15 protein-coding genes are annotated in these 18,336 nt (G+C 73.2%); 8 read left to right on the top strand and 7 right to left on the bottom strand.

Annotated elements, in window-relative coordinates:
• Nucleotides 1–38: 38 nt before the first annotated feature.
• The 3 genes from ACZ68P_RS32285 to ACZ68P_RS32275 all read right to left on the bottom strand — a co-directional run bounded on the left by ACZ68P_RS32285 (nucleotide 39) and on the right by ACZ68P_RS32275 (nucleotide 2,998).
• Nucleotides 39–1,025 (bottom strand): NADPH:quinone reductase, encoded by a 987-nt coding sequence (locus tag ACZ68P_RS32285; RefSeq protein ID WP_471012491.1) that lies wholly within the window; start codon nucleotides 1,023–1,025, stop codon nucleotides 39–41.
• Between the two features lie 158 nt (nucleotides 1,026–1,183).
• Nucleotides 1,184–2,461, bottom strand: coding sequence for a serine hydrolase domain-containing protein (locus ACZ68P_RS32280; protein WP_471012488.1), 1,278 nt, complete (start codon nucleotides 2,459–2,461; stop codon nucleotides 1,184–1,186).
• 108 nt (nucleotides 2,462–2,569) lie between these two features.
• Nucleotides 2,570–2,998 carry an ester cyclase gene (locus tag ACZ68P_RS32275; protein ID WP_471012487.1) on the bottom strand — a complete coding sequence of 143 codons (429 nt, stop codon included), beginning with the start codon at nucleotides 2,996–2,998 and terminating at the stop codon, nucleotides 2,570–2,572.
• 206 nt (nucleotides 2,999–3,204) lie between these two features.
• On the opposite strand from ACZ68P_RS32275, the gene ACZ68P_RS32270 reads away from it, so the two are divergent.
• Nucleotides 3,205–3,687, top strand: coding sequence for a cupin domain-containing protein (locus tag ACZ68P_RS32270; protein WP_471012485.1), 483 nt, complete (start codon nucleotides 3,205–3,207; stop codon nucleotides 3,685–3,687).
• 45 nt (nucleotides 3,688–3,732) lie between these two features.
• On the opposite strand, the gene ACZ68P_RS32265 is transcribed toward ACZ68P_RS32270, so the two are convergent.
• Entirely contained in the window at nucleotides 3,733–4,866 is a 1,134-nt protein-coding gene (locus ACZ68P_RS32265) for a threonine synthase (protein WP_471012484.1), read from the bottom strand.
• Between the two features lie 202 nt (nucleotides 4,867–5,068).
• On the opposite strand from ACZ68P_RS32265, the gene ACZ68P_RS32260 reads away from it, so the two are divergent.
• Together ACZ68P_RS32260 and ACZ68P_RS32255 are read left to right on the top strand one after the other, a co-directional pair.
• On the top strand, nucleotides 5,069–6,643 hold the full coding sequence (locus ACZ68P_RS32260; RefSeq protein ID WP_471012482.1) for a S8 family peptidase: 1,575 nt from the start codon (nucleotides 5,069–5,071) through the stop codon (nucleotides 6,641–6,643).
• Nucleotides 6,644–6,889: 246 nt separating this feature from the next.
• Nucleotides 6,890–8,122 (top strand): DUF4190 domain-containing protein, encoded by a 1,233-nt coding sequence (locus tag ACZ68P_RS32255; RefSeq protein ID WP_471012480.1) that lies wholly within the window; start codon nucleotides 6,890–6,892, stop codon nucleotides 8,120–8,122.
• A gap of 79 nt (nucleotides 8,123–8,201) precedes the next feature.
• Here the strand turns inward: ACZ68P_RS32255 and ACZ68P_RS32250 are convergent, their stop codons facing one another.
• Nucleotides 8,202–9,605 carry a glycoside hydrolase family 18 protein gene (locus ACZ68P_RS32250; protein WP_471012479.1) on the bottom strand — a complete coding sequence of 468 codons (1,404 nt, stop codon included), beginning with the start codon at nucleotides 9,603–9,605 and terminating at the stop codon, nucleotides 8,202–8,204.
• A 223-nt stretch (nucleotides 9,606–9,828) separates the two neighbouring features.
• Here ACZ68P_RS32250 and ACZ68P_RS32245 point away from each other — a divergent pair, with 223 nt between their 5' ends.
• From ACZ68P_RS32245 to ACZ68P_RS32225, 5 genes are all read left to right on the top strand, one after another.
• Complete coding sequence (locus ACZ68P_RS32245; protein WP_471012478.1) at nucleotides 9,829–10,581, top strand: GntR family transcriptional regulator; 753 nt, start codon at nucleotides 9,829–9,831, stop codon at nucleotides 10,579–10,581.
• Between the two features lie 669 nt (nucleotides 10,582–11,250).
• Nucleotides 11,251–11,430: an SPOR domain-containing protein gene (locus ACZ68P_RS32240; protein WP_365714407.1), complete on the top strand. Its 180-nt coding sequence runs from the start codon at nucleotides 11,251–11,253 to the stop codon at nucleotides 11,428–11,430.
• Nucleotides 11,431–11,453: 23 nt separating this feature from the next.
• Nucleotides 11,454–11,885, top strand: a complete 432-nt coding sequence (locus ACZ68P_RS32235) for a (deoxy)nucleoside triphosphate pyrophosphohydrolase (RefSeq protein ID WP_471012474.1) — start codon at nucleotides 11,454–11,456, stop codon at nucleotides 11,883–11,885.
• A gap of 226 nt (nucleotides 11,886–12,111) precedes the next feature.
• Complete coding sequence (locus ACZ68P_RS32230) at nucleotides 12,112–12,531, top strand: ATP-binding protein (protein WP_471012472.1); 420 nt, start codon at nucleotides 12,112–12,114, stop codon at nucleotides 12,529–12,531.
• Between the two features lie 147 nt (nucleotides 12,532–12,678).
• Nucleotides 12,679–15,252, top strand: coding sequence for a SpoIIE family protein phosphatase (locus ACZ68P_RS32225; protein WP_471012469.1), 2,574 nt, complete (start codon nucleotides 12,679–12,681; stop codon nucleotides 15,250–15,252).
• A 170-nt stretch (nucleotides 15,253–15,422) separates the two neighbouring features.
• Here ACZ68P_RS32225 and ACZ68P_RS32220 read toward each other — a convergent pair whose 3' ends face one another.
• Together ACZ68P_RS32220 and ACZ68P_RS32215 are read right to left on the bottom strand one after the other, a co-directional pair.
• A complete protein-coding gene (locus ACZ68P_RS32220; protein ID WP_471012468.1) occupies nucleotides 15,423–16,130 on the bottom strand; it encodes a PspA/IM30 family protein in 708 nt (235 codons plus the stop codon).
• Between the two features lie 32 nt (nucleotides 16,131–16,162).
• Nucleotides 16,163–18,322, bottom strand: a complete 2,160-nt coding sequence (locus ACZ68P_RS32215; RefSeq protein ID WP_471012551.1) for a TPM domain-containing protein — start codon at nucleotides 18,320–18,322, stop codon at nucleotides 16,163–16,165.
• Nucleotides 18,323–18,336 lie beyond the last annotated feature (14 nt).

Here is an 18,336-nt window from a genome sequence, read left to right as displayed (position 1 = left end):
ACGTGCTCACGCGCTCACGCGCTCAGGCCGTCACGCGGTCAGGCCGCCAGGTCCGCGACGCGCAGCACCAGCTTTCCGCGGACCTTGCCCTCCTCGAGCCGGCGATGGGCCTCGGCGGCGGCCTCCAGGGGGAGCACCTCCACGGCGCGGGGCCGCAGCAGCCCGTCGGCGAGCAGGCGGCCGATGTGGGTGGCCGCCTCGGTGAGTTCACCGGCGAGGGCGTGCGAGATGGCGAAGCCGTGGACCGAGCGGTCCATCAGGTACAGGGGCCCAGCGGGCAGCACGGGCCGGGTCCGCAGCCCGGCGAGGACGACGATCCGGCCGCGCGAGGCGAGCAGGTCGACCGCCGTCTCCAGGTCGTTGCGGCCGGAGGTGTCGATGGACAGGTCGACGCCGTGCGGGGCGGCCTCCCGGATCCGGCCGGGCACGTCGGGGTCCCGGTAGTCGATCACGTGCCGGGCGCCGAGGTCGCGGCAGTACTCCGCGTCCCGGGCCGAGGCGACGGCGACGACCCGGGCACCGGCCTGGGCCGCCATCACCACGGCGGCGCTGCCGACGTTGCCGGCGGCGCCCAGCACGAGCACGGTCTCGCCGGCCCGGACCCGGCCGTGGGTGAACACGGCCAGGTAGGCCGTGGAGGCGGGGTGGGAGAGGGCCACGGCGTCGACCGGGTCGACGCCGTCGGGCAGGTGGTACAGCCGGTCAGCCGGTACCACGACCTGCTCGGCGGCGGCGCCCTGGCGCCCGGCGTGGCCGAGACTGCTGCACCAGACCCGGTCGCCGGGCCGGAACCCGGGCGCGCCGGGCCGGGCCGCGGCGACCCTGCCGACGGCGTCACGGCCCACCACGAACGGGAAGGTCAGGGGCGTACGCCAGGCCCCTGACCGTACGAAGGTGTCCACGTGGTTGACGGCGGTCACCTCGACGTCGACGAGCACGTCACCGGGACCGGGCTGAGGCGGGGGCAGTTCACCGAGCTTGATGAGATCCGGTGAACCGAGCTCTTCGATGTGGGCGGCACGCATGCTCCGGATTCTCGCCGCGCTCCGCCGCCTCGCCCATGGTCCCGGCCCCGCCCGGTCCAGGGTCCGTCATCTCCTCGCCCCGCTTCCGTCAAGTCGCGCGGTGCCGACGGCCGCGGGGGAGCGCCCGGCATCGGCGTGCCCGCCGTGAGGGCCGTCGGTCAGGTGGACGTCATCGGGGTGTCCGGGGTGAGGGCCGCCGCCAGTCGCTGGGCGATGATCTCGGCCTTGTTCCCGTCGGGGGTGGTGGCCGTCTTCGTGACGGACACCGCGAGCGCGAGGCGCTTGGACGGGAGGTAGGCCTGGATGGCCGCGTACCCCGAGAAGGAGGGGTTCTGGATGATCCAGCCGTTGACCACCAGGACGCCCAGGCCGAAGTGCACGGCCGGTGTCTGCGGCAGGCAGACCGTGGCCGGGCAGGTGGGTGTCGTGTGGCCGAGGCCCACCGTGCCCGGGTCGAGCAGGGTGCGGTAGGAGCGGGGAGAGAGGAGCTCGCCGCTGCCGACGGCCTGCGCCGAGCGGGCCAGGTCGCAGATGTGGGTGGTGATGACCGCGCCCGGAGCCGTGGTCCACGACGGGTTCCAGAAGGTGGACTCCTCGTAGAGGCCGCGTTCGGCGGTGAAGGCGTGCAGCGCCGGCCGCGGGATCTCGGGGGTGAAGTTGTTCCGGGTGTCGCGCAGGCCGAGCGGGCCGGTGACCCGCTGCTTCATGAGGAGGTCGAAGCGGGTGCCGGTGATCTTCTCGAGCGCGTCGACCAGCAGCACGTAGTTGGCGTGCGAGTAGCTCCAGTTGGTGCCCGGCTCGTACCAGAAGGGGTGGCTGAGGGAGTAGCCGACCAGCTCCTTCGGGGTCCACTGGCGGAACGGGTGCGCCTCCAGCTCGGCGAGGAACGCCGGGTCGGTGACGTAGTCGTGGAGGCCGCTGGTGTTCGTGGCCAGCATCCGCAGGGTGATCCGGTCGGCCTTGGGCAGATCGGGCAGCCAGCGCTCGACGGTGTCGTCGAGACCGACCTTCCCCTCCTCGACCAGCTGGAGCAGGATCGCGCCGACGTACGAGAAGGCGACCGAACCGGCGCGGAAGTGCATGTCCGGCTCCGCCGGCACGCCGGTCATGGACTCGCCGAGCGCGTCGGTGACCACATCGCGCCCGTCGACGGTGACCCGCAGTTCCACGGCCTTCAGTCGGAACTCGTCCTTGGCCCGGCGGGTGATGTCCAGGATCTCGCGGGCCTCGGCGCCGAGGGGGCCCTTGGTCCGCACGCAGTCGCGGTCGCCGCCGCGACCGCCGTCCGTGCCGCCGCTTCCGGCGAACGTGGGCGCGGCCGAGGTGGCCTGGAGCGTGACGGCGAGGACCGAGAGGAGAGCGGCGGAGAGCAGGGCCCTGCGGGCGCGCGTGCCCGGGCGCATGCGCGGGCGTGCTTGGAGGGGGGTGCGTGTCATGCCTCGCACTATGGAGGGAGGAGGAGCGCAAACAAGGGCAAAACGCTTCTTCATCCCCCGGCCCCGCCCATGTGGGGCAAGCGGAGGGCCTTTGCCCCTGCGGCGGCGTCAGGTCGCCGGCAGCAGGCCGAGCTGGTCCATGAACTCCATCTGGTCGAAGTAGAGCCGGTAGCTCACGATGCGGCCGTCCCTGACCGTGGCCAGGTCGACGCCGCGCATCGTGACGTGTTTGTCCGTCGCCGGCAGTGTCTCTCCCGTGGGGAGGGCGATGGGGCCGGTGTTCCGGCCGCTGAAGATGCCCTCGTCAATGGCGGTGTCGCCGGCCTCGTAGACGTGCAGGGACGTGTACGTCGCCTCCGGCATGGCGTCCGTCACCGTGCGCCAGTACGCGACGATCGCCTCGCGCCCCCGCATCTCGCCGCCGTCCGGTGTGTACGCCACGGCGTCCTCGGCGAAGAGGTCGGCGAGCGCGTCCAGGTCCGGCTTGGTGGTGATGGCGGCGGTGAGGCGCTCCATCAAGGTGCGTGCCTCTCCCATGATCCACCTCCCTGGTGGGGATCCGGGTGGTCCGTGGTCCGTCCTCCCATTTTCCCACCGAAAGCCGGGTGCCGTGAGGTGGAGGCGGAGGCATTCTGGATCTTGACGGCATCGCGGCGGCCCGGCCATGTGTGAGGCGGCCCCCGTGACGGCGTGACCGCATGGCGACGACGTGACCGCGTCGCGACGACGAACGGAGACCACCCATGTCGTACCCCGAGCCCCGGTACCACGGCGAGACGGGGGAGGTCAGCGCCTCCTTCCGCCCCGCCGACGCCCCGGCCGAACTCACCGTCGCCAACGGCACGGAGACCCGCTATCTGGCCACCACCGCCTCCACCGGCGGGGAGTTCGGCCTCTACCGCGTCGTCATGACGCCCAAGGCCGGCGGGCCCGGCACCCACTTCCACAAGACGATCTCCGAGAGCTTCTTCATCCTGGACGGGACCGTCCGCCTCTTCGACGGCGACCGGTGGGTGGACGCGCGGAGGGGCGACTTCCTCTACGTGCCCACCGGGGGGCTGCACGCCTTCCGCAACGAGTCCGACGACCCCGCCTCCTTCCTGATCCTCTTCGCGCCGGGCGCGCCTCGCGAGGAGTACTTCGAGAAGGTCGGAACGGTCGCGCACATGACGGACGAGGAGCGGGCGGAGTTCTTCGCCAAGCACGACACCTACTGGACCGACTGAGCCGGTGCGCCTGCTGGACCGTCCGGACCGACCGAGCTGGTGCGCCTACCGGACCGGCGGAGCCGGGGCGCCCGCCGCGAGGCCCGTCTTGGCGCCCGCTCCGCACAGCGGCACGACGCTCTCCCCCGCGCGCGGCGCAGCCCGTACCGCCGCCCAGCAGGCGACCCCGGTGGCCTCGACGAAGAGCCCGCGCCGCGCCAGGTCCCGCTGCGCCGACCTGATCTGCTCCTCCGTCACGGTCAGGAAGGTCCCGCCCGACGCGCGTACCGCCCGCAGGACGGCGCGGCCGCGGGGCGGGGCGGTGATGGCGATCCCCTCCGCGAGGGTGGGCCGGGCGGGCGCCGGGGCGGCCGGCTCCTCGTCGCCCGCGTGGAAGGCCGTGGCGAGCGGGGCGACCGCCTCGGCCTGGACGGCGACCAGGGCCGGGCGGCGGTCGACGAGACCGTGCCCGTGCAGCTCGTCCACCGCGAGCGCGGCGCCCAGGAGCAGGGTGCCGTTGCCGACCGGGAGGACGAGCGTGTCCGGGAGTCTGCCGCCGAGGTCCTCCCAGAGTTCGTACACGTACGTCTTGGTGCCGTGCAGGAAGTGCGGGTTGTAGACGTGCGAGGCGTAGAAGGCGCCGGGCTCGTCCGCCGCCGCGCGGGCGGCCCGCGCCGTGGCCTCGCGGTCGCCGGGCACCAGTGTGAGGCGCGCCCCGTGGGCCCTGATCTGCTCCAGCTTCTTGGGTGACGTGCCCTGCGGCACGAGGACGCGGCAGTCGAGCCCGGCCCGCGCGCAGTACGCGGCGATCGCCGTGCCCGCGTTCCCGCTGCTGTCCGCCACGACATGGCCGAGACCGCCGCCCCCGGCGAGACGGAGGGCGAGCTCGGCGAGCATGACCGCGCCGCGGTCCTTGAAGGAGAGCGTCGGCATGAGGAAGTCGACTTTGGCCGAAACACCGTCGGTGAGCGGGACGAGGGGGGTGCGGCCCTCGCCGAGGGTGACGGCGGGCGCGTGCGTCGCGAGCGGCAGTGCCTCTTCGTAACGCCACAGTGAATTCACGCGTGACGCCAGGGACGTGAGTGAGACCGGCCCGCTCGTGAACGAGAGATCCCAGGGACCGCGGCACCGCGGACAACACCAGGTGAGGGCGTCGGCGGGGGCGTGAACCTGGCAGCGGGGGCACACATAGGCCGTCATGGGCGCAGCATGACAGCCGCGTGATCCCTGTGTGACGGGGCGCTCGGAGGCCTTGTGGGATTCCTATGGATCCGTCAATCTTTCGCTCGGCAGCCGGATGTACGACACGGCGAGGACACGTCCCGGTGCCCCCGCATGCCGTGTTGTCATGCACCTGCCGTACCCCCACAGCAGCGCACCACCAATGAGGAGGACCCCTCACATGTCCGTGATGCGTGACTCGCGGCGCAGACTCGCCGCCGCCAGCGCCATAGCCGTCGCCGCTCTGGCCCTCGGCACCGCTTCCGCCCTCCCGGCCTCCGCGGCCGCGGCCGCCCCGGAAGGTGTCATCCAGAACGCCGGAGCCCCCGGCACGGTGACCGGCAGCTACATCGTCACCCTCGACGAGTCCGCGCAGGCGGAGACGGCGAAGGGCCGCGCGGTCGCGGCCGAGTACGGCGCCACGATCAAGAAGACGTACACCTCGGCGCTGAACGGCTACCACGTCGAACTCTCCGAGGCCCAGGCGAAGAAGCTCGCCGCGGACCCGGCCGTGAAGTCCGTCGTGCAGAACCGTGTCTTCAAGGTCAGCGGTACGCAGCCGTCCCCGCCGTCCTGGGGCCTGGACCGGGTCGACCAGCGGGCTCTCCCGCTGAACCAGAGCTACACCTACCCGGACACCGCGGGCCAGGGCGTCACGGCGTACATCATCGACACCGGCGTCCGCATCTCCCACAGCGACTTCGGCGGCCGTGCCGCCAACGGCTACGACGCCATCGACAACGACAACGTCGCCCAGGACGGCCACGGCCACGGCACGCACGTCGCCGGCACCGTCGGGGGCAACGCCTACGGCGTGGCCAAGAAGGCGAAGATCGTCGGCGTCCGCGTGCTCGACAACCAGGGCTCCGGCACGACCGCGCAGGTCGTCGCCGGCATCGACTGGGTGACCCGGAACGCCGTGAAGCCGGCCGTCGCCAACATGAGCCTCGGCGGTGGCATCGACTCGGCCCTCGACACGGCCGTGCGCAACTCGATCGCCTCGGGCGTCACGTACGCGGTCGCGGCGGGCAACGACAGCTCCAACGCGTCCAACTACTCGCCGGCGCGTGTCACGGAGGCGATCACCGTCGGCTCCACGACAAACACCGACGCCCGCTCCAGCTTCTCCAACTACGGCACCGTGCTCGACCTGTTCGCCCCGGGATCCTCCATCACCTCGGCCTGGAACAGCAGCGACAGCGCCACCAACACCATCTCCGGTACGTCGATGGCGACCCCGCACGTGGCCGGCGCCGCCGCCGTCTACCTGGCGGACAACCCGACGGCGACCCCGGCGCAGGTCTCGACCGCGCTGACCGGCGCCGCCACCCCGAACGTGGTGACCAACCCCGGCACCGGCTCGCCGAACAGGCTTCTCTTCGTCGGAGGCGGCGGCACCACCCCGCCCCCCGGCAAGAAGTTCGAGAACACCGCGGACTACGCCATCGCCGACAACGCGACCGTCGAGTCCCCCGTCACCGTCAGCGGTGTCACCGGCAACGCGCCGGCCGCCCTGCAGGTGCCGGTGAACATCGTCCACACCTACATCGGTGACCTCCAGGTCCAGCTGATCGCCCCCGACGGCACGGCCTACACCCTGAAGGGCTACGGCACCGGCGGCAGCGCGGACAACATCAACACCACCTACACCGTCAACGCCTCCTCCGAGGTCGCCAACGGCACGTGGAAGCTGCGGGTCAGCGACAACGCGAACTACGACACCGGGAAGATCGACTCCTGGGCGCTGCAGTTCTGAGCGGCGGCGCACGACCGTACGACACGGCGCCGACGCAGGGGGCGGGACCGTACGACACGGCGTCTGACGCACGGCGCACGACAGAACGACACAGCGCATGACGAAGAGGCGGTCGCCCACCGGGCGGCCGCCTCCTCGTCATGCCGGGACCCGCCACCCGCCCTTCGGCCCCGCCGCCCGGACCACGTACGATGCGCCCGCCCGTTCGTGTGTTCGTATCGCCGGTCCAACAGGAGTGCCGTACTCGTGGAGTCCCTTCCTCCGCCCCAGGATTCCCCGCCCCCGCGGCAGGACTGGCCCGCGCCCGGCACCGGTCCGGTCCACCCGGGACCGTACGGCCCCGGTCCGCACGGTCCCGGTCCGCACGGTCCCGGTCCGTTCCCGCCCGGTCTCCACGGCGCTCCCTTCCCGGCCGGCCCCGGGCCCCACGCCGCGCCGCCGGCCGTCACCAGCGGACTGGCCATCGGCTCCCTGGTCTCCGGCATCCTCTGCTGCCTCCCGCCCCTCGGCCTCATCCTCGGACTGCTCGCCCTTCCGCGGATCAGGAAGAGGAACCAGACGGGCAGGGGCCTCGCGATCGCCGGTATCGCCCTCTCCGTGACCAGCTGCCTGCTCCTGACCCTCGGCCTCGTGACGGGCGGCTTCGGCAAGGCATGGAGGAGCGTCGAGGAGGGCGTGGAGGGCATGGAGGGAGCGTCCCGCTCCCCGTCCACGTTCACCCTGCGCCCCGGCGACTGCTTCGACGTCGACGGCGACCTCGAAGCCCTCGACACGGAGGTCGAGGTGGTGGACTGCGCCGGCGCGCACGAGGGCGAGGTCACCGGCACCTTCCTGATCGCCGGATACACGTCCTGGCCGGGCGACACGCCGGTCGACGGGATCGCGTGGGACCGCTGCGAGCGGATCGGTCACGCGTACGCCATGGACTCCTGGGCCCTTCCGGAGGACGTCTGGACGTACTACTACGTCCCCACCAGGGCCAGTTGGCGGACCGGCGACCGGAACGTGACCTGCGCGCTCATCACCGACGGCGCGCCGGTCGAGGGGTCGCTGCGCAACGACGAGACGATGCTCGACGCCGACCAGGTCCACTTCCTCAAGGCCCTCAACGCGGTCGACCTCGCCCTGTTCGACGAGCCGGACGCGGACGCGGACGAGGACCTGGCGGCCAACACCGCCTGGGCGGCCGGGGTGCGCACCGCCCTCACCGCCGCGAGCGCCGACCTGAAGGGCCATCGCTGGCCGCGGGGCTCGGCCGCCCCGGTGGCCGACCTGGCCAAGGAACTGGACAAGGCCGCCGCGGAGTGGGGCGAGCTGGCGGCGGCGGCCGACGCCGACGCCTTCGGTGAGCGCTACGACACGGCCTACGACCTGACCATCTGGGGGTCGGAGGTGGACGCGCGCACGGCCCTCGGGCTGGCCGACGAGGGCGGCTCCGGGGACGGCGAGGGCGGCTCCGAGTCGGGCGAGTCCGTCTGAGGCGTGGCCCGGTCGCGGACGCGCGAGGGGGCCGGGCATCCCCCCGGGAGACCCGACCCCCTGCCGTGCGTCACGCGCCTTAGCGGCGGTTCAGCCCCCGGTCCACGGACGTGATCAGCTCACCGTCCGGTGTGTCGCCGTCCAGGGACCAGAACATGGCGCCTCCGAGCCCCTTGGCGCGTACGTAGGCGGCCTTGGTGCGCAGCACCTGCGGGTCGTCGTACGTCCACAGCGTCGTCCCGTCGAACAGCCACGCGTGGCCGTTCCGCGCGTCGCGGTGCACGGTGTACGTCCCCGAATCGGCGAGCTTCTTCAGGGCCTTGTAGTCCTCGTAGCCGTTCGCCCAGGTCGCGGGGGCCGGGCCGGTGGCCGGCTGGCCGAGCCCGTTCCCGCCGCCGGTGACGCCCGTCCAGCCCTGGCCGTAGAACGGCATGCCGACGACGAGCTTGCGTGCGGGCGCGCCGCGCCGCAGCCAGTCGCCGACGGTCTGGTCGACGCTGAAGTCGTTCCTGGCGAAGAGGGCCGACTGCTGCGCCGTGGTGGACTCCCAAGGGCCGTGGAAGTCGTATCCCTGGAGGTTGACGAAGTCCAGGTCGCGCATGATCTTGCGGACCTCGAAGCCCGCGTCGATCTTGGCGGGCGCGGTGGGGACGAACGCGGTCAGCTCGTAGTGCTTCCGCTTCGCGCCGCGCCGCTCGGCCTTCGCGTACGCGTCGAGCTGGGTGCGGAACTCCCGTACGAGAGCGGTGAAGTTCTGCTTGTCCTCCGGGCGGAAGACGGTGTCGACGTCACCGGCCGATCCTGGCCACTCCCAGTCGAGGTCGATGCCGTCGAAGAGACCGGCGGCGGCTCCGGCGCCGCCCCGGGCGCCGTCGACGGGCAGGTCGCCCTTGATGTAGAGGTCGATGCAGGAGGAGACGAACGCCTTGCGTGAGGCGGGGGTGCGGGCGGCGTCCGAGAAGTGCGTGGACCAGCTCCAGCCGCCCAGCGAGATCATGACCTTGAGGCCGGGATGCTTGGCCTTCAGCTCGCGCAGCTGGTTGAAGTTGCCGGCCAGGGGCTGGTCGGCGGTGTCGGCGACGCCGTCGACGGAACCGGCCGCGTCGAGCGGGCGTACGTAGTCGGCCCAGGCGTCGGCCTCGCCGGGGGTGTTTCCGGTGAAGCACCGGCCCTCGGGACTCACGTTGCCGAAGGCGTAGTTGATGTGGCTCAGCTTGGCCGCCGTACCGCTGGTCTCCAGATCCTTCACCTGGAAGTCGCGTCCGTAGACGCCCCACTGGGTGAAGTACCCGACGCGCTTGTACGACGTGCCGCCGTGGCCGCGGTCGTCGGCCTGGGCGGCCCGGGGCGCCTGGGAGGTGAGGGATCCGGAGGAGGCGGGGGCCCGGCCGCCCGGGGCCGCGCCCGCGGCGGGCGCGAAGGCGGCCACCAGACCGAGGGAGACGGCGGCGATCGTCAGCCGGGCAAGGGGAGTTCGACGCATGAGGCTCGTTCCTGTGCGTGTGCCGGAAGGGAGCTGTGCTCACAGGAAAGTATTGGTCTGGACCAATGGGGTCAAGAGGTTCGGCGGATCCCGCGGCTATACCTGGGGTAAGGGCGTCCGTAAAGGCAAATCATCACTTCGAGTGAAACTTTGGCCCATGCTTGCGGGTGGACACCCACGGTTGTCAGTCTGTAGCTGTCCGTCAACCTGAGGGGAGTGTCCAGTGACGTTCGGTGAGCAGCCCGCCTATCTCCGCGTGGCGAGCGATCTCCGACAGAAGATCGCCAATGGCTCGCTGCCGCCGCACACCCGACTGCCCTCGCAGGCGCGCATCCGCGAGGAGTACGGCGTCTCGGACACGGTCGCGCTGGAGGCCCGCAAGGTGCTGATGGCCGAGGGTCTGGTGGAGGGCCGCTCCGGGTCGGGGACATATGTGCGGGAGCGGCCGGTGCCGCGCCGGATCGCCCGGTCCGGATACCGCCCGCCGTCGGGCGCCAGCCCCTTCCGTCAGGAGCAGGCCGCCGAAGGGGCGCGCGGGACCTGGGAGTCCAGCAGCGAGCAGGAGCCGGCGAGTGCGGGCGTGGCCGCCCGGCTCGGCATCGAGCCGGGGGAGCGCGTGATGCGCACGCGGTACGTCTACCGCGACGGGGGCGAGCCGATGATGCTCTCCACCTCCTGGGAGCCGCTCGCGGTCACCGGCCGGACGCCCGTGATGCTTCCCGAAGAGGGTCCGCTGGGCGGCTGCGGGGTCGTCGAGCGCATGGCCGCGATCGACGTGGTCGTCGACAACGTCGTGGAGGAGGTCGGGGCCCGCCCCGGCCTGGCCGAGGAGCTCGCGGCGCTCGGCGGCGTGCCCGGCCATGTGGTGATGGTCGTCGAGCGGACGTACTACGCCTCGGGCCGGGCGGTCGAGACCGCCGACGTGGTCGTCCCGGCCGACCGCTACCGCGTCGCCTACCACCTGCCGGTGCGCTGACCGACTCACCGAGGGGCGCCCCTCGGCGGCGCCCTTGCTCCGGGGCTCCGTCGTGGTGGCCGCCTCTGGCGGGGCGCCGCTGCGCGGCCGCCGGGTGCGGGGCTGTTTGTGGGTGTCCCGCTCCTGGCCACCGCCCGGAGCCGCTCCTCCCGTCGGCGCGCCGCCCTCCGGGTCGCGGGGCCGCTCGTGGCAGGGGCGCCTCGCTCCTGGCGTCCGGGGGCCGCTCCCTCCGCCGGCGTGCCGCTCTCCGCCGACGGACCGACCACCGGTCATGGGCCGACCGCGACGGCGCTCCTCCCCGGGGGCGGCCGTCCCCTCTCCGCGGCCTCGCATCTTTCCGACCCCTCGCATGAAATCCGGACATCGCCGCCCGCTCCCTCCTGCCCGCGCCGGTCCGTTCGTCACGCTGCGCCAGGGAGCCGGCCGCCCCTCGCCCTCCTCGGAAAACCCGAGGCCGCGCGGCTTTCCCGCCGACGGAGCCGCGCGTTCCCCCGCCCCGCCCCCTCAGAACGCCCCGAGTCGCCCTTTCGTCGGTTCCCGGCCGGATTCGTACCTCTTCGTGAAAACCCGTATCCGCTGTGTAAAGGTCAGGCGTAAGCTCAGGCATATGCGGATTGCGGTTTCCTGGAGATCCTTCGAGACATCCGTACCGGCGGAGGGAGAAGCCCGATGACCGACAGTGGTCCTGTCCTTCCTTGGCTGGTCATACGGCAGGACGACAACGGCAACCGCTACCGCGTCGGCCGGTACGCCACTCAGGACGAGGCCCGGAAGATCGCCGACAGCCTCGACGCCAGCGGACACAAGCAGCTCTACTGGGTGGAGCGCATCGGCCAGCCCGCCCTCTGACCCGCCGGGATACGCTCCCGCCCATGACACAGGACAGCGCGGACCGCGTGATCGTCGTCGCCGGAGCCGTGTACGACCGGGGGCGGCTGCTGGCCGCGCGCCGCAGCGCCCCCGCCGAACTCGCCGGCCGCTGGGAACTGCCCGGCGGCAAGCTGGAGCCGGGGGAGAGCGCCGAGGAGGCCCTCGTCCGGGAGCTGCGGGAAGAGCTCGGCGTCGAGACCGAGGCCGGCGAGCGCATCCCGGGCGAATGGCCCCTGAAGCCCGGCTACGTCCTCCAGGTGTGGACCGCCCGGCTGCTCTCCGGCGAGCCGCGCCCTCTGGAGGACCACGACGAACTGCGCTGGCTCGCACGGTACGAACTCGACTCCGTCGACTGGCTCGACCAGGACCGGCCCGCCGTCGCCGAGGCAGGGCTGCGGCTCCCGGCCGCCCCGGCGGACGGTGTGTGCGGCTGAGAGGCCGGGACGCCGAGGGTCCGGGGGCGCACCCCGGCTCAGGGGCCGGCTCGCACGGCCGGGATCCCGCGCCGCCGCGCGACCTTCCGTACGCCGTTCGTGCCACCATGCGCCCCCGGGTACCATCCCGCGATAGCTCGCCCCGAATATCGGGTATGTGCTGATTAACCCCCTGAAATAGGACGTGGGCCTTCCTGCTGATGCTGGGTTGGGGAAGTGATCGGGCGTGATCGACACCGAAGGCGACTGCGCCGAGTGGAGCTTTCCGGCGGAGGCCAATGCCGTGCGCACCGCCCGCCACGCGGTGCGCGACACGCTCCGGGTCTGGCGGCTGGACTCGGTGATCGGTGATGTCACGGTCCTGCTGGTGAGCGAGCTGGTGACCAATTCACTGCGCTACGCCTCCGGGCCCATCGGGGTGCGGCTGGTCCTGCTCCACGCCGACGGCGACGGCGCCGCCCACCACTCCGGGCTCCTCGTGGAAGTCTCCGATCCGCTTCCGGATCCGCCCACCGAACGTTCCGCCGGACCCGACGACGAGGGCGGCCGCGGCCTCCAGCTCGTGGCCTGTTCCGCTCGCCGTTGGGGGACCCGCAAGGGCAGGACGGGCAAGACAGTGTGGTTCGAGCTGGCTCTGCCTGGTTAGAAGACGGGTGGGACGACGATCAACGGGGGCTCGGCTCGAAATGAACGAGACCACCCTGTGATCGTGAACGTCGTGCCGTCGGGGGCCGTAGTGCTGAATACTGCGGGCATGGCCGGTCCGGTGCGGTGAGCTGGAGGGGACGGTCGCGTGAGCGAGATACCTGAGTCGGCGAGCGGCGTCGTGTGGCAGAGCAGCCCGCCCGGCTCGATCTATGACTACATCCGGGTCGCCTCCTTCTCGATAGGGCCCGACGGGCTCGTCGACCAGTGGAGCCGACGGGCCGTCGACCTCTTCGGCGTGCCCGCCCAGGAGGCGATGGGCAAGGACCCGGTGGAGGCCTTCATGCCCGCCGGCCTGCGGGAACGCGGTCGGCGCCGGGTCGCGGAGGTCCTCGACGGCAAGGAGTGGACGGGCCTCGTCCCGTTCCGTATCCCCGGCCGGCAGCGCTCCGAGGGAATCGCCGAGATGTACGTCATGCCCAGCGAGACGTCCGCCGGGGAGCGGGCCGCGCTGTGCATCGTCGTCGATGTGCGGGCCCTGCGGCGCATCGAGACGGACCTCGCCGCCTCGCAGGCCATTTTCGGCCAATCGCCTTTCGGTTTCCTCCTGTTCGGTACCGACCTCACCGTGCAGCGCGCCAACCAGCGCTTCGCCACCGTCTTCGGGGGCTCGGCCGACGACCACCGGGGCCGTACCGTCCACGACTACCTCTCACGCCCCGAGGCCGAGCGGATGACCGCCGCCCTCCAACGCGTGCTGGAAACCGGCGAGTCCGTCACCGAACTGCAGATCGTCGGCGCGGCCCCCGGATCCACCGACCGGCGGCACTGGGCCATCAACCTCTACCGCGTCCACAGCGGCACCGGCCGCCCCATCGGCGTCGCCGGGCTCGGCATCGACGTGACCCGTCGGCACAACGCCGCCCGCGAGGCCGCCAACGCCCGCCGCAACCTGGCCCTCCTCAACGAGGCCGGCGCCCGCATCGGCAACTCCCTGGACCTGGAGGCCACGGCCCGCGAACTCCTCGACGTCGCCGTGCCCGGCTTCTGCGACCTTGCCTCCGTCGACCTCTACCAGGGGCTGCTGACCGGCGACGAGGCCCCGCCCGGACGGTGGGGGAGCTCCCACGACGTGGGCTACGGAGCGGGCAGCGCCGAACTGCGGCGGGTCGCCTTCGCCAGCGCCGTCTCCGACACCCCCACCCGGGCTCCGCTGGGGGCGCCCGGGTCCAGCGGCGGCTGTTGCGGCACCGACACCGTCGAGGTCGGATCCGTCCACCGCTACCCCTTCAACTCGCCCTGCGCGGGCGCCCTGCGCACCGGACGCCTGCGGACCATGCCCGGCCAGGAGGGCGGCCTCGTCCAGTCCACCCTCGTCGTGCCGATGGTCGCGCACGACACCGTCGTCGGCCTCGTGCAGTTCTCCCGGACCAAGGGCAGTGAGCCGTTCGGCGAGCGCGACCGGGCCCTCGCCGTCGAACTGGCCGCGCGCGCCGCGGTGTGCATCGACAACGCCCGCCTCTACCGCCGTGAACACGAACGCGCCCTGATCCTCCAGCGCAGCCTGCTCCCGCCCGGCGACCCGGAGGCAGCGGGCCTCGACATCGCCTGCCGCTACCTCCCCGGCACCGCCGCCACCGAGGTCGGCGGCGACTGGTTCGACGTCATCGAACTCCCCGGGCACCGCACCGCCCTGGTCATCGGCGACGTCATGGGCCGCGGTCTGCGCGCCGCCGTCGCCATGGGAGAACTGCGCACCGCCGTGCGCACTCTGGCCCAGCTCGACCTCGAACCCGCCGAGGTCCTCTCGCACCTCGACGAGATCGCCCGCGGCCTGGGCGCCCCGGCCGGCGCCCAGCAGAGCGGCCGCGCCCACAAGGCCCGCGGGCCCGAACTCTCCGAGGTCTACCTCGCGACCTGCGTCTACGCCGTCTACGACCCGGTCACCCGGCGCTGCACCTTCGCCAACGCCGGCCACCTGCCCCCGGTCCTCGTCGAACCCGGCGAGCAGGCGCTCCTGCTGGACGTGCCCCCGGGCATGCCGCTCGGGGTCGGCGGCGAACCCTTCGAGGAGGTGGAGGTCGACATCCCGGAAGGCTCGCTGCTCGCCCTCTACACCGACGGGCTCGTCGAGTCCCGCGACCAGACCCTCGACGACGGCCTCAAGGCCTTCCGCAGCGCGCTCGCCGACCCGGCGCGCCCGCTCGAGGACGTCTGCGACCACGTCCTGACCACGCTGGACACCTCGCACGGCGAGGACGACATCGCGCTCCTCATGGCGCGGATCCAGGGGCTTCCCACCGAGGCGGTCGGCGACTGGCGGCTGCCGAGGGAGCCCCGCTCGGTCGGCCGGGCCCGTGAGCTGGCCCGCGCCCAGCTCACCGCGTGGGACCTCGACGCCCTCGTGGACACCGTCGAGCTGCTCGTCAGCGAGCTGGTCACCAACGCCCTGCGGTACGGCGAGGGCGAGATCAGGCTGCGGCTGCTGCGCGACCGCACCCTGGTCTGCGAGGTCTGGGACGCCGGCCTGGTCCAGCCGAGGCGCCGCCGGGCCCGGGACACCGACGAAGGGGGCCGGGGGCTGCAGCTCGTCGGGCTGCTCAGCGCCGCCTGGGGCTCGCGCCGCACCCCCCGGGGCAAGACGGTGTGGTTCGAACTGCCCCTGCCGGACGGCGACGGAGCGGCCGAGCCGACGGTGGAGCAGCTTCTGAGCATGTTCTGACCGTCCGCGCGGCTCGCGGCAGCCGACGACGCGCCACCCTGGCTCCCGGGCCGGCGCTTCCGCCGTGCCGACCGCCTCACCCGGGGCCGGCGCCCCAGCCGTGCCCGCGCCGGGCCTCCCGCCCGCGGCAGCCGACGACGCGCCCGCAGGCCCCCGCGCGCGGCGGCACGTCAGCCCTTGAGCGCCGCGAGCCGGGCCTCGATCTCCGCGCTGTCGCCCAGCGCGTCGAGCTGCTCGAACTGCGCGTCCAGCGAGGACGCGGCCAGCTCCTGCTTGCCCATCGCCTTCGCCTCCTCGCGGCGCACCTTGTCCTCGAAGCGGCTCAGTTCGCTCGTCGGGTCCAGGACGTCGATGCTCTTCACCGCGTCCATCATCCGGTTCTGCGCCTGGGCGGACGCGGCCCGGGCCACCAGCTCGTCGCGCTTGGCCTTCAGCTCGCCGAGCTTCTTCCCCATCTGGTCCAGGCCGGCCTTGAGCTTCTCCACCACCTCGGTCTGGGAGGCGATCGTCGGCTCGGCCGTCCGCGCCTCCTTCTCCGCCTGCAGCTGGCGGCCCAGCGCCACCTTCGCCAGGTTGTCGAACCTGTCCGCGTCCGCCGTCCGCCCGTCGGCCCGCAGTCCGTCCGCCTTGCGGCTCGCGGCCAGCGCCTTCTCTCCCCACTCCTTCGCCGCGTCGACGTCCTCCTGGTGGTCCTGCTCCATCAGCCGCAGATTGCCGATGGTCGCCGCGACGGCCTCCTCCGCCTCCGCGATGTTGCTCGTGTAGTCGCGGATGAGCTGGTCGAGCATCTTCTGCGGGTCCTCGGCCTGGTCGAGGAGGGCGTTGATGTTGGCCTTCGCCAGCTGGGCGACACGGCCGAGGATCGTCTGCTTGGTCATCTTCCTTCTCCTTGCGCGATGAGGTCGACAGGTCAGAAACGGCCGCCGCCGCCCCGCCGGCCCCGGGTTCCCCCGCCGCCGAAGCTGCCGGGCCCGCCCCCGCTGCCCCCGCCGAAGCCCCCGCCTCCGAGTCCTCCGCCGAAACCCCCGCCGAACCCTCCGCCCCCGCGTCCGCCGCCGAACAGTCCGCCGAGGATGATCCCGCCGAGCACCGCGCCGCCGAGCCCGCCGCCCGCCCCTCCCGGACCGGCGACACCGCCGCCCACCGCGCCGCCCAGGCCGTCCGGGTTCCCGTACGTACGGACGTCCTGCTCGGCCGCGTCCTGGGCCCGTCGCGCCAGCGCGTCCGCCTGCCGGGCCTCCGCCAGCGCGCGCTGCGGATCCTCGGCGGCGGCGAGCGCCTCCGCCTCCTCCAGCCGGCGCTGGGACTCGGCGAGGCGGGTACGGGCCTCGCTGCCCACCGCACCGCGGTGCGTCGTGATGTAGTCGGCGGCCGCGCCGATCGCCGAACGGGCCGTCAGCATCGCCTGGTCCAGGAGCGCCCTCGCACGCCGTGACCCCGACTCCCGCTCCCGCGCGCCCTCCAGCGCCTCGTCGAGCGCCCCGTCGGCCTCCTCGACCCGGCGGAGCGCTTCGATCGGGTCGTAGCGGCCCGCCTCGACCACCCGCCGGACGTCGGCGACCACGGACTCCGCCCGGGCGATACGGCCCCGCAGATCGGCGGTCGAGACGCCCTCGGCCGTGCCCTGGAGCAGGCCCCGGGCGTCGGCGAGGTCGGCCTCCGTCTCGCTCAGCGCCGTCGGCAGCTTCCCGACCGCCTCGGCCAGCTCCCGCGCCCGCCGGTCCACCGCCTCGCTCAGCCGCGCCGCCTGGTCCACGGCGCTCTCCGCGGCCCTGATGTGCACGGCCGCGGCCCCGTTGTCACCCACCTCGACGGCCTCCCGCGCCCGCTCCAGGTTGGCGGTCGCGAACCCCAGGCGGTCCTTGGCCTGCTCGACGCCGCTCGCGACGGGCGAGGCCGCCGACTCGGCGTACCGACCGCGCATCGCGGTCAGCGCCGCCTCCGCCGTGCCGGCCCGCCCGGTCTGCTCGCGGCACGCGGCCTCGACCGCCGCCAGGGCCTCGGGGGCACGGCGCTCCAGGTCCCGCAGCCGGTCGAAGTCCTCGGACTCCCCGTCGAGGCGGGCGTTCGCCTCGCCGCACCGCCGGACGATCTCCTCCAGCAGGGAACGACGGGTCGCGTCGTCCTCCGGGAACGCGTCGTCGAGCTGCTGCCGCAGCCGGAACGCCGCCGTCAGCTCCTGCCGGGCGAAGGCCACCGCCTCGGTGAAGGGAGCGACCGCCTCCTCGCCGAACTGGGCGGCCGCGAAGCCCAGTTCCTCCTGGCTCGTGCGCAGGGCGTCGTCGGTGGCCACCAGGGTCCGCCGCGTCTGGCCGTCGAGGTCGTGGAGCGACGGCGTGGCCGGTTCCTTCGCCCCGCCCGTACTCCCCGCCCAGCCCTGACCGTCCCAGCCGGCCCCGCCCGCGCCGCGTCCGCCCGCCGCTGTCGTACGGGTCGCGGTGCGCCGTCGGCGCCTGGTGTACGCGTACGCCGCGACGGCCCCCGCGCCGCCGACGAGCACGACCGGGAGGATCAGGTCCGCGGTCCAGCCGCTTCCGCCGTCCGCCCCTCCGGGGTCCGCGACGCCAGGGGTGATCGCGGGCGTGGGCACCGGCTGTCCGGCGAGCACGGCGTCGAGGCCGTCCGCCGCGCCGATCGCCGCCCCCGCCCAGTCGTTCTGCCGCAGTGCGGGCTCGACGGCCGTCCGCGCCACGTCGTCGAGCTGAGCCTGGGTGAGACGGGAGTCAGGGTCGGCCGAGTAGCCGTACAGGCGGTCGTGCGTGGCGACCGCGAGCAGGACGTCGTCGACGCCCAGGCCGTTGCGGACCGCGGTGGCGTCGGCCCAGCTCTGGGCCGGGCGGCCGGAGAAGTCGCGTACGTAGACGACGAAGAGCTGCACGCGCCGGTCGTCGTAGAGCCGGTCGAGGGCCTGCGTCACCGCGCTCCGGCGGTCGTCCAGCGCGCCGACGGTGTCGGTGACCTGCCCCTCGCGGGACAGCACGACGGGGTCGTCGGCGCGGGCGCCGGGAACGGCGGGCACGACCAGCCACCACGCCGCCACCAGCACCGCGAGAAGCGCTCGGGTGGCCATTCGCGTCACATGGG

This window comes from Streptomyces sp. NPDC036822, from assembly GCF_055609145.1.
This window is presented reverse-complemented; position numbering and strand designations above follow the sequence as displayed.